Here is a 12,140-nt window from a genome sequence, read left to right as displayed (position 1 = left end):
CAGGAAATGCACCTGGTAATGACATGAGATTCTACTGGGAGAGAGTAGAAGCAAGCAGAAACTTTGCCAACAAAGTATGGAATGCTTCAAGATTTATTATGATGAACATGCCTGAAGAAGGTATTGATTTAAATAAGAAACCTGAACAGCTTACAGATGCTGATAAGTGGATTTTATCTAAGTTAAATACATTAGTAAAAGACGTAACAGATAACATGGAAAAATACGAACTTGGTATTGCAGCAGATAAGATTTACGAATTTATCTGGGAAGAATTCTGTGACTGGTACATTGAAATGGTTAAACCTAGATTATACAGTGAAACAGATGACACAAGATATGCAGCACTTTGGACATTAAAGAAAGTGTTAATTGATGCATTAAAGATGCTTCATCCATATATGCCATTTGTAACAGAAGAAATATTCTGTACAATTCAGGATGAAGAAGAATCAATTATGATTTCATCATGGCCTGTATACACAGAAGAATATGCTTTCGCTAATGAAGAAAATGCAGTAGAATTAATTAAAGAAGCAGTTCGTGGTATTAGAAATACAAGAGCTGAAATGAATGTTAAACCAAGCAAGAAAGCAAAAGTATTTGTTGTATCAGATGATGAAGCTACAAGAAATATATTTGAAAATGGTAAAGTATTCTTTGCAACACTTGGTCATGCAAGTGAAGTAATTATTCAGGCTGATAAGACAGGCATTGATGACGATGCCGTATCAGTAGTTCTTCACAAAGCAATTGTATATATGCCATTTGCAGAATTAGTTGATATTGCAAAAGAAATAGAACGTCTTGAAAAAGAAGTAGAAAGATTAAACAAGGAATTAGCAAGAGTTAATGGAATGCTTGCAAATCCTAACTTCGTAAGTAAGGCACCTGAAAAGAAGATTAATGAAGAAAAAGAAAAACAGGCTAAATATCAGGAAATGATGAAGCAGGTTCAGTCACAGTTAGAAAACTTAAAGAAATAATTGTGGCAGGTTTGATTACAGTTTATGGTGGTATAAATTTATATTCACCAATAAACTGTATCAGGTTAAAAAGGAGGAATCAGAATGATTAATTTTGATGAAGAAATTAAGAAATTTCATCCAAGTCTTGAAATTGAAGAAGCTGAAGATGCCATATACAATAACGATGTGTCAGATATAACTGATATTATGATTGAAATGGTAAATGGATTAAAAGGAACTAACAACCAGTAAGTCGTTTTAGCCATATAACATATGTGTATGGCTTAGACTGAGGGCAACATAGATGGAGAAATAATATGATATGCTTTAACTGTGGTAATGTCCTTACAAATAGTGATTATTGCAGTCATTGTGGTATGGATGTCAGCATATATAAAAAGATTGTGAAGTTGTCAAACACTTATTACAACATGGGGCTTACAAAGGCACTTAACAGAGATTTGTCAGGTGCAGCAGATGCCTTAAGAAGAAGTGTAAAATTAAACAAAAGAAATACTGATGCAAGAAACCTTTTAGGCCTTGTTTATTTTGAAATGGGTGAAACAGTTCAGGCTTTTTCGGAATGGGTAATGAGCATGAACCTTCAGCCGGACAACAATGCAGCAGATAAATATATGGCGGCAATTCAGGCCGATAAGGGCAAAATTGATGAATTAAACCATACAATTAAGAAATTTAATATTGCATTAGAATATGCAAAAGATGGAACAGATGATATGGCTATTATTCAGCTGAAGAAGGTTTTGAATCAGAATCCAAACCTTATAAAAGGATATCAGTTGTTAGCCGTACTTTACATGAAACATGGTGAGTACGAAAGAGCCAGAAAAGCAACAAAGAAAGCTTTAAAGATTGATAAGTGTAATCCACTTTGTGTAAGATACTTAAGAGAAATTACAAATTATTTAGAAGATGAAAAGAAAAATAATCCTGAACGTAGAAGAAAACGTAGAATGGATCTTCGTGGAACTATGATAGACAGACCATATTTAAGTGGTGATGATGTTATAATTCCAAAGAATAATTTTAAAGAAGCAACTTCAAGTGCTCAGAGTATAATTCATATAGTTATGGGTGTTTTGTTAGGTGCAGCTTTGGTATTTTTCATTGTAACACCGGCAAGAGTATCAACTGTTAGTGATCAGATATCACAGGTAAAAGTTGATTACAATCAAAAAATTGCGATTAAGGATTCTTCTATTTCAGAGTTACAAAAGAGTGTAGATACTTTAACAGCTGAAAAGGAAGATTTGGCAGCAAGGCTTGGTGAATATACAGATACAGACAATACTTTAAGTAAGAATTATACTCAGTTATTATCAGCGGTTGCAAGTTACTTAAAGAGCGATTATGATGCCAGTGCTAAAAGTATTTTAAAGGTTGATACATCTTTGGAAATGAACTCATCAGCATTTACTGAAGTATATAATACTTTGAACAGTAAGATTGCATCAAGAGTAGCAGAAACAAGTTATGATGCCGGAATGGAAGCATTAAATAAAAAAGATTATTCTGCCGCCATTACTAATTTCCTTAAGGCAATAGAAGCAGATTCTAATAATGATGATGCTTATTACTATTTAGCATGGTCATATAAAAATAACGGTGATGAAAAGAATGCTAAAAAATATTTCAAGGAGATAGTGGACAAATTCCCTAACTCTAAGAATTACACAACAGCAAAGACTCAGGCAGGAGTTGATGATACTACAACATCAAGTGATGAAACTACAACTTCTGAAGAATAAGAGTACAATTAAATATAAGAATATAAGATACAAAAGAAAAAGCTATTGCGATAAATGCAATGGCTTTTTCTTTTGTTGTATAAAAATAATTTTCAAATGGAGGTTTTATGGAAGTTTTATATGAAATAAGAGGTGAAAATTTAATTGTATTTTTGCCGGAGGAATTAGACCATCACAATTCAAGAATGATAATGGAACAGTGCGATTGGTATATATTAGCTAATCAGTTAAAAAATGTAATATTTAATTTTAAAAGAACCACGTTTATGGATAGTTCAGGAATAGGGGTCATTTTAGGCAGATACAAACTTGTAAAGAAGGCATGTGGGGAAATTACCGTGTTAAATATAAATGATACAATAGATAGAATTTTTTCTATTTCAGGACTATATAAAATTTGCAAAAAATCAGAAGCTTCAAGTCTGACTGTAAATATTTAGGAGGAGACAAATGGTAAAGAAAATATTTGAAAATAATATGAAGTTAGAAATGGATAGCGTGTCTGAGAATGAGTCTTTAGCAAGAATGGGTGTAGCATCCTTTTTAACAAAAATTGACCCTACTTTAGAGGAGATAAATGATATAAAAACAGCTGTTTCTGAGGCAGTTACGAATTCAATAATACATGGATATAGAGATAAAAAAGGAATCGTAGAAATTAAATGCCATTTAAGAGAAACAATAATTGAAAAAGAAGATGAAATTTTACATATATCGTTAATAACAATCATTGTAAGAGATGATGGAACAGGAATAGATGATATAGAAAAAGCAATGGAGCCTATGTATACATCTAAACCGGAGAATGACCGTGCCGGAATGGGATTTGCATTTATGCAATTATTTATGGATACGGTAGACGTGTGGTCTAAGCCGTACATAGGAACAAGCGTGACAATGACAAAAGAACTAAAAAGAATTGAAAAGAAGGGAAATAATGGATGCAATAACGCTGATTAAACAGGCTCATGCAGGTGATAAGATGGCTAGGGATAAATTAATTCTTGAAAATACAGGACTTATATGGAGCATTGTAAAAAGATTTACAAATAGAGGATATGAGGCAGAGGATTTATTTCAGATAGGATGCATCGGGTTAATTAAATCAGTAGATAACTTTGATATGCAATACGATGTTAAGTTTTCTACATATGCAGTACCTATGATAGCCGGTGAAATAAAAAGGTTCTTAAGAGATGACGGACTTATAAAAGTAAGCAGGGCGTTAAAAGAACTGGCGTATAAAGCATATCAGGAAAATGAAAGAATTAAAAATGAGCTTGGAAGGGATGCAACTATAAGTGAACTTGCTAGTAAGTTGGAAGTAAGTGAGGAAGAAATATCGATGGCAATAGATTCGTCAATGGAAGTTGAATCACTGCATCAGACAATATACCAAAATGATGGAAATGAAATATATTTAATGGATAAATTAAAAAATGAGGAAGGCTGCGAAGAGGAAGCAATAAATAAAGTAATGATTTCACAAATATTAAATGAAATGACAGACAACGAGCGCCGATTAATAAAAATGCGATATTTTTCAAATATGTCACAAAAAGATGTAGGAGAGCAACTGGGAATATCACAAGTTCAGGTATCGAGGCTGGAGAAAAGAATTTTAACGAAAGCAAGGCTGGAGAGGCAAAGCTAGAAGCATTTACCAAGCTAACTAAAATTTTATTAGATAGTAAAAGGTATGAAGATTTAGATAGGGCTACTAAAGATATTGAATATCAGAAGAAATTAATGAAAGATTATAATATTACAGATTAATGAAAAAAGTATAATGTTGTAAAATGATGAAAGGCAGATGAATGATATTCCTTAAGAATAAAAAGGAATAAGAATCCATCTGCTTTTTTTACTAATGAAGCCATAGGCTGGAAAGAAATTGTATAATCGAAGCTTTTGAGAAACTAATCTAGTTGAGGTTAAGTTAGAGGTGTACTTAAAAAATTTTCGATTACCCCTATTTTTAGACCATAATTTTTTAGCATTAATTATTAAAAAATAATAAAATCACAAAAAATGTACATAATAAGTGTTAATCAAGTGAAAGGCAGAAAATGTAATGAGTGATACAGTTTATATAAAAATGGACAGAAGTGTGGAAGTAACTCATGAGAAGGTGACAATAGGGGATATAGCAAAAATAGAATCTAAAAATAAGAATATAGTTAATAATATAAAACCAATAAAAATATTAGCAGATAAGCCTGAATTAGGTAACAGATATGTTATTTCGATTATGAAAATAATAGAAATAATAGATGAAAAATTTCAGAATGTTGATATATCAAATATAGGAGAAACAGATTGTATTGTAGAATTTAAAAAATCAAATACTTCATGTAAACCATTAGAAATATTAAAGACAGGTATTATATGTATTTTATTATTTTTCGGAGCAGGATTTTCTATTATGTCATTCAATAATGACGTGTCTATAGACAAAATGTTTTTGCAGATAAGTGGACAGATTAGCGAAGATACAGTTGGTGGAGCAAAAATTTTAGAACTTACTTATGCCATAGGTTTGGCAGTGGGAATAACAGTATTTTACAATCATTTTGGACCAAAGAAAATTACTAAAGATCCAACTCCAATAGAAACAGAAATGAGAAAATATGAAAATGAAATAAATGATGCACTAGTTGATGGGCATAACAGAGAAGATGGAAAACTGGATTTAAAATAAAGTCCTGAAAATAAAATGTAGAATATGGAGAAATTCATGAGTATTGTACAAATAATAATTTTATCAATAATAGGACTTGCAGGTGGTGGAATAATAGCAGCGGGAGTTTTTGCACTTATAACGACTACAGGCGTAATGACAAGATTTGCTGAAAAGACACATACTGCAAAATATGTAAGACAATATGAAAATGCAGTTGCTTTTGGTGCAATTCTATTTAATATATTCTGGGTGTTTGAACTAAATTATGAGGGAATGAAACTAGGAAATCAATTATTAGCATTAATAGGTTTGTGTCATGGGATATTCGTAGGATGTTTGGCAATTTCTCTGGCCGAGGCGTTAAATGCGACAGCTATATTTGCAAGAAGAATGAAGTTAGCAGTAGGATTGAGCTTTATTGTGTTAAGTGTGGCTCTAGGAAAAGGAGTTGGAGCTTTAATTTATTTTTTTAGTATGAATTAAAGCTGATGGAACGTAAATTAGTCTGATATATTACAGTATTAGAACGATGTAATTAAAATAAATTTTAGATGGAGAAGTAAAATGAGTGGAGACAAAACAGTAAATATAAATGATGAGAAAGAGTTTAAAAATAATAGCAGTGACAAATGTGTTGGGAATGAAAATATAACAAAAGAAGAGTATAATCAATATGTTGAAAATATAACACCTTCATTTTCATTATGGAAAAATATGCTAAAAGCGTTTATTACAGGTGGATTAATTTGTCTTATGGGGCAGGTTTGGATTGAATTATTTAAATACTTTGGAATGGACAAAGAACAGGCAGTCAATTGGACAACGGTTGTATTGATAGCGGAAAGTGTAATATTAACAGGTCTCAATATTTATCCTAAGATTGGAAAATTTGGTGGAGCAGGTGCGTTAGTGCCGATTACTGGATTTGCAAATGGTGTAGCATCATCGGCAACAGAATTCGGTGCAGAGGGTCAGGTCTTTGGTATTGGATGTAAAATATTTACTATAGCAGGACCGGTTATTCTATACGGAATTTTTAGCAGCTGGGTATTAGGAATCATATATTGGATTATTAATTTAGTATGGTGATAATAATAAAAGTAATTGAGTCAAAAATAGAGAACAGTTGAAATAAAGAAAATAAGCGTTTAGATTTTAACTGATAATAAAATAAAAATGATATATTATAGAATAAAAAGACATTTTACAAGACATTTTTTAGGTAAATTGTGTTACAATAAAACTAGTAATCAGAAGAAAAATAAAGATAGAAAATATAGAATGAGTTGAGAGTTAATTTCTTATTTTAATAGTATAAACAAAATAAGAAATTAACTTAAGTTTTAGAAAAATACAAAGTAATGGCGATAAATATGACTAATGAAATAAAAAAAATAATTAACAATATTTTTAAGGATATAAAAAAGTATTATTCGCTTATAAGTTGCGTGATAATTTACATTTTTATCACATCTTTGATATTTAATGATATATGTCCAAGTAAGATATTATTTAAAATATCATGTCCGGGATGTGGACTTACCAGAGGCAGTATTTCACTTCTTACAGGGCATTTTAAAGCTGCAATGCATTATAATGCAGCAGCTGTCATTTGGGATATTGGAATAGCAATGATGTTTGTGCAAAGATATATACTTGAAAAGAAATATAAATTTATGGATTATTATTGGATTGTATGTTGCGGACTAACCATAGTGTATTACATCATTAGAATGATTTACTATACACCTGCAGGTTTTCCGATTTAATATTTAAATTTACAGGAGGTTACATAATGGAATTAAAAGGATCAAAGACAGAAGAAAATTTATTAGCAGCATTTGCAGGAGAATCAGAGGCAAGAAATAAGTATACTTATTATGCTTCAAAAGCAAGAAAAGAAGGATATGTTCAGATTGCCAATATTTTTGAAGAAACTGCAGCAAATGAAAAAGAGCATGCAAAAATGTGGTTTAAATTATTAAAAGGTGGAATTGGAACTACTGCAGAAAATTTAGCAGATGCAGCAGCAGGTGAAAACTACGAATGGACCGATATGTATGCAACATTTGCAAAAGAAGCCAGAGAAGAAGGATTTGACGAAATAGCAACTTTATTTGAAGGCGTTGCAGCAATTGAAAAAGAACATGAAGAAAGATACAGGAAATTGTTGGAAAATGTTGAAAAAGGTTTAGTATTTTCAAAAGATGGTGATACAATCTGGCAGTGTAGCAATTGTGGACATATATGTATTGGAAAACAGGCTCCTGAAGTTTGTCCTGTATGTGCACACCCACAGTCATATTTCCAGGTAAAAGCTGAAAATTATTAAAATAAAAAGAAATAGAAATAGGATCTCCCGGGATAAATATTTCAAAAATAAAGAAGTCATTTTGAAATGTTTATCCCGGGAGAGTTTTTAATTTTGAATATTTTTGTAAAAGAAAAGAAAGTAAATCTTAAGAATTTATATATAGATTAGTACAGATTATACTGATATACTTATGAAGTTATAAAAAAATATAAATGTATAATAATTAGGAGCGACAACAATGTATAAAATGAGTAACGGAAACTTAAATATTAAAAATAAATTTCAAAGAGATAAAAAACAGTTAATAGCAGATGTAATATTATGTATTATAATGTGCATAATTTATATTGCCTTTTGGAAGCAGAATTTAATGTATCTTAGACATAGATTTATTCCATCAAGGATTGTTATTATTACATTTCTTTTTATTGTAGGAAGTATAGGAATATTAATCAAAGACAAAATCCCACAAAAATATAATACAATAGCCTCATTTCTATTTGTAATTTTATCGGTTCCTTATAATTTTGTTATGTTAGAATATACATCACATCATAGAATATTGGATTTCTCGATAAATAAGATAATGGCTAATCTGATAATTATATCAATAATAGTATTAATAATATTTGCTATTACAAATAGCTTTAAAGCATCAATAATTGGAATAAACATAATATCAGTTGTATTTGGTCTGGTTTACTATTATGTAATAAAATTTAGAGGTACAGCGGTTTTAGCCGTTGATATTTTTTCAGCAACAACAGCAGCAAATGTGGCTGGAAATTATAATTACAGAATGAGTTACAGATGTTATTTGTTTGTGATATTAACATATGTATTAAGCATTTATGTTTTAAAATTAGACAGGCATAATTTATTTAACGGAAAGAAAAGACTTATTTCAGTAGGAATAGCAATCTTAGCAGTTGTTTGTGGTTTCTCTTTATTTATACAGAGTAGCAGATTTGATAATTCATTAAAAATTAAAATGTTTAAACCACAGGAAAGTTACAGAAAATATGGGGATTATCTGACTTTTACACATAGTATCAGATACATAAAGGGGCATAAACCGGAAGGATATTCTGAAGATAAGGTTGAACAGATTTCAGCACAATATCCCGGAATAAAAGGCAATGGTAAAAAGCCTAATATTATAATGATTATGAATGAAGCACTTGCAGATTTTTCATCAATATCAGATATCGAAACAAATGAAGATTATATGCCATTTATACATGGATTAACTGAAAATACAGTAAAAGGTGATTTGTTTGTTTCTATATTTGGAGGTGGAACATCAAAAACAGAGTATGAAGCACTTACTTCAAATAGTATGGCATTTATGCCAAAAGGTTCAACTCCATATGTGACTTATATAAACAGAAAAACATCCTCTTTAGCTACAACTTTAAGAGCACAAGGCTATGGTGGAATGGTGGCCATGCATCCGTATAAGGGAAGTGGATATAAGCGAAACAAAGTATATCCTCTTTTGGGATTTGACAAATTTTATGATTTACCGGAATTTAACAATGCTAAAGTTATAAGAAATCATGTTTCAGATGAAGGAAATTTTGATAAAATAATTGAAGTATACGAGCAAAATAGAAAAAAAGATAAAAAGCCATTTTTCTTATTTGATGTGACAATGCAAAATCACAGTAGTTATGATAGAAAATGGGACAATTTATCCGATGACATATCAACTATTAAAGATTATGGTGATGATGTAAATATTTATCTTAATCTGGTAAAAGAATCAGATGAAGCTTTTAAAAAGTTAGTTGAATATTTTTCAAATATAGATGAACCTACAATGATTATAATGTTTGGTGACCATCAACCAAAGCTAAATAACCATTTTTATGAAAATGTTGAAAAAGGATTTTCATTAGGTGATGAATATAAAATGTTTGAAAAGTATAATACACCGTTTGTAATATGGGCAAATTACGATATAGAGGAACAAACGGATGTAAAGATAAGTGCAAATTATATGGGAACAATGGTAGATGAACTTGCAGGAAATTCTATGAGCGGATATCAACAGATGGTAAACGAAATCAGAAAAGATATTCCAATAATTACTGCCGGAGGATATATAGGAGCTGATGGAAAATATTATCATACATTTGATAAATCTTCGCCATATTATGATAAAATAATGGACTATTGTTATTCTGAATACAATAATGTATTTGATAAGAAACATTTGGTAGATGAGTTTTTCAAAATAAATGATAATAAATAAAATGCATCGAAAAATATAAAAGTATATTGAATATTATTTATGTTAATACTTTGAAATCAAATATAGAATTTTTATAAAGTGGATTATAATATGAAAGATACCTTCATGTATATTATTTTACTTTCAGGTAAAAAATAAACATGGAGGTGTTTTTTATGTATGATGTAGTAATTATTGGTGGAGGACCGGCAGGACTTTCGGCGGCTCTTTACTTGGCAAGAGCTAAGGTTAAGGCGGTATTATTGGAAAAATCAGGCTATGGAGGACAAATTGCCCTTACGCAAAAAGTAAAGAATTATCCCGGAATTTATGAAATATCAGGAAAAGATTTGGCAGACAGTATTCATGAACAGGGAGAAAGATATGGAGGAGAATTTTCTTTTGAAGTTGCCAAAGAAATAATTGATGAAAATGAGAAGAAAATTGTTATTACTGATAAGAGAAAAATAGAATGCAGGGCAATAATTATAGCTACCGGTGCGGCACCGAAAAAGGCAGGATTTGAGGGCGAAGAAGAGTTTATAGGAAAAGGAGTATCTTATTGTGCAACATGCGATGGAAGATTTTTTGAGGGAAAAGAAGTATTTGTTGTAGGAGCAGGATATTCTGCATGTCAGGAAAGTATATTTTTAGCACAATTTGCATCAAAAGTTAATTTGATAGTAAGAAAAAATGAACTTTCCTGTAGTGGAGCAATTGTTAAAGAATTGAATGGCAATTCTAAAATACAGGTATTCTATAATTCTAAAATAGAAAAAGTATCAGGAAATGATTTTGTACAGAGAGTTGGAATAATTAAAAGTGAAGCGGAATACAATGAAGAAACTATAGGAGATATAGAATACGAAAACAATAATAAAAATACAAAGGAATTTGAAGATAACGAAGGTTATGGTGTATTTGTTTTTGTGGGTTATGAACCTGAAAGTAAAATTGCTCCTAAAAGTGTTAAGCGTGATGAAAATAACTATATTTATGTCGATGATGATAAAAAAACGTCAGTTAATGGTATATACGCAGTAGGTGATGTTACACATAAAAAAATACGGCAGATCATTACATCTGCAAGTGATGGAGTAGTAGCAGCAAAAATAATTGAAACCATTTTATTGAAATTTTATTAAAATAATGAAAAATTTAGTAAAATAAGTTTACAAAATGAATTTTATGTACTAGAATACATAGAATGCAAAAGTACAAAGGCTAAAACTAATAGAATACAAGATATAAGAAAAATCAACTGCTTAGCAGAAATTGATGTATTAGGAGATAAAACATAATGGAAAGAAAAATGTTAGTGTTAGATATTGATGGAACACTTACAAACAGTAAGAAGGAAATTACATCTAAGACAAAGGAAGCAATAATTAAGTTACAGAAAAATGGACACATAGTTGTTATAGCATCGGGAAGACCAACAGCAGGAATAATAGATATAGCAGACGAATTAGAACTTGATGTTTATGGTGGATTTGTATTATCTTACAATGGAGCTAAGATAACAAGCTGGAGAACAAATGAAGTTGTATACCAGCAGGTATTACCGGCAAAATATATTAGAATATTATATGATTTTGCAAAAGAAAATAATGTTGGATTAGTTACTTATGAAGATGAATGTGTAGTTACAGGAACACGTCATGATAAATATATGGAGCATGAAGCTAAGATTAATGGTATAAGAATTAAAGACGTAGCTCCATTCCCGGACTATGTAAACTTTAATGTAAATAAATGTCTTATGACAGCAGAACCTGAAAAAGCATTGGAAGTAGAAAATAAGCTTAATGAAATGTATGGAAATGAATTGAGTATATATCGTTCAGAACCGTTTTTCGTTGAGATAATGCCACAGAATGTAGATAAAGCAGCAACTTTAGATGTTCTTGTAAATATGTTAGGACTTAATAAAGAGAATACAATATGCTGTGGTGATGGATTCAATGATTTATCAATGATTAAGTATGCCGGAATTGGTGTTGCAATGGAAAATGCACAGGAAATTGTAAAAGAAAGTGCAGATTACGTTACCAAATCAAATGACGATGATGGAATTGTACATGTAATTGAAAAGTTTATTTTCAATGAAAAGAAGGCAGTATAATTATTAAATTTAGTTTATAAACAGAAAAAACGACTTTATATTGAA

General features: G+C 30.4%; 14 protein-coding genes. All 14 read left to right on the top strand.

Annotation, left to right across the window (positions count from 1 at the left end; all coding sequences use genetic code 11):
- Window positions 1-986: class I tRNA ligase family protein (locus DWW96_RS05785; protein ID WP_147339811.1), on the top strand; the 986-nt coding region annotated here is incomplete at its 5' end.
- Between the two features lie 84 nt (window positions 987-1,070).
- Window positions 1,071-1,220, top strand: coding sequence for a hypothetical protein (locus DWW96_RS14220; RefSeq protein ID WP_022088315.1), 150 nt, complete (start codon window positions 1,071-1,073; stop codon window positions 1,218-1,220).
- Window positions 1,221-1,285: 65 nt separating this feature from the next.
- Window positions 1,286-2,737, top strand: coding sequence for a tetratricopeptide repeat protein (locus DWW96_RS05780; RefSeq protein ID WP_117909689.1), 1,452 nt, complete (start codon window positions 1,286-1,288; stop codon window positions 2,735-2,737).
- A gap of 107 nt (window positions 2,738-2,844) precedes the next feature.
- Window positions 2,845-3,177, top strand: coding sequence for an anti-sigma factor antagonist (locus tag DWW96_RS05775; RefSeq protein ID WP_022088317.1), 333 nt, complete (start codon window positions 2,845-2,847; stop codon window positions 3,175-3,177).
- A gap of 10 nt (window positions 3,178-3,187) precedes the next feature.
- Window positions 3,188-3,697, top strand: coding sequence for an anti-sigma F factor (gene spoIIAB, locus DWW96_RS05770; RefSeq protein WP_022088318.1), 510 nt, complete (start codon window positions 3,188-3,190; stop codon window positions 3,695-3,697).
- Window positions 3,675-4,391: a SigF/SigG family RNA polymerase sporulation sigma factor gene (locus tag DWW96_RS05765; protein ID WP_117909688.1), complete on the top strand. Its 717-nt coding sequence runs from the start codon at window positions 3,675-3,677 to the stop codon at window positions 4,389-4,391. Before spoIIAB ends, DWW96_RS05765 begins: the two co-directional genes overlap by 23 nt.
- 420 nt (window positions 4,392-4,811) lie before the next feature.
- The gene (locus tag DWW96_RS05760; protein ID WP_117909686.1) at window positions 4,812-5,438 is read left to right on the top strand and encodes a stage V sporulation protein AA; all 627 of its coding nucleotides are present in this window, start codon (window positions 4,812-4,814) and stop codon (window positions 5,436-5,438) included.
- A 36-nt stretch (window positions 5,439-5,474) separates the two neighbouring features.
- Window positions 5,475-5,903 carry a stage V sporulation protein AB gene (locus tag DWW96_RS05755; protein WP_158562653.1) on the top strand — a complete coding sequence of 143 codons (429 nt, stop codon included), beginning with the start codon at window positions 5,475-5,477 and terminating at the stop codon, window positions 5,901-5,903.
- A gap of 81 nt (window positions 5,904-5,984) precedes the next feature.
- Window positions 5,985-6,509 carry a SpoVA/SpoVAEb family sporulation membrane protein gene (locus tag DWW96_RS05750; RefSeq protein WP_117909682.1) on the top strand — a complete coding sequence of 175 codons (525 nt, stop codon included), beginning with the start codon at window positions 5,985-5,987 and terminating at the stop codon, window positions 6,507-6,509.
- A 272-nt stretch (window positions 6,510-6,781) separates the two neighbouring features.
- Window positions 6,782-7,189 carry a DUF2752 domain-containing protein gene (locus DWW96_RS05745; protein WP_117909681.1) on the top strand — a complete coding sequence of 136 codons (408 nt, stop codon included), beginning with the start codon at window positions 6,782-6,784 and terminating at the stop codon, window positions 7,187-7,189.
- A 23-nt stretch (window positions 7,190-7,212) separates the two neighbouring features.
- Complete coding sequence (gene rbr, locus DWW96_RS05740) at window positions 7,213-7,752, top strand: rubrerythrin (protein ID WP_117909679.1); 540 nt, start codon at window positions 7,213-7,215, stop codon at window positions 7,750-7,752.
- A gap of 220 nt (window positions 7,753-7,972) precedes the next feature.
- Window positions 7,973-9,991 (top strand): LTA synthase family protein, encoded by a 2,019-nt coding sequence (locus DWW96_RS05735; RefSeq protein ID WP_117909677.1) that lies wholly within the window; start codon window positions 7,973-7,975, stop codon window positions 9,989-9,991.
- A 155-nt stretch (window positions 9,992-10,146) separates the two neighbouring features.
- Window positions 10,147-11,115 (top strand): FAD-dependent oxidoreductase, encoded by a 969-nt coding sequence (locus DWW96_RS05730; protein ID WP_158562652.1) that lies wholly within the window; start codon window positions 10,147-10,149, stop codon window positions 11,113-11,115.
- Between the two features lie 155 nt (window positions 11,116-11,270).
- Window positions 11,271-12,095, top strand: a complete 825-nt coding sequence (locus tag DWW96_RS05725) for a Cof-type HAD-IIB family hydrolase (protein WP_022088327.1) — start codon at window positions 11,271-11,273, stop codon at window positions 12,093-12,095.
- Window positions 12,096-12,140 lie beyond the last annotated feature (45 nt).

The organism is Eubacterium sp. AF17-7 (genome assembly GCF_003461285.1).
GTDB lineage: Bacteria > Bacillota > Clostridia > Lachnospirales > Lachnospiraceae > Eubacterium_U > Eubacterium_U album.
This window is presented reverse-complemented; position numbering and strand designations above follow the sequence as displayed.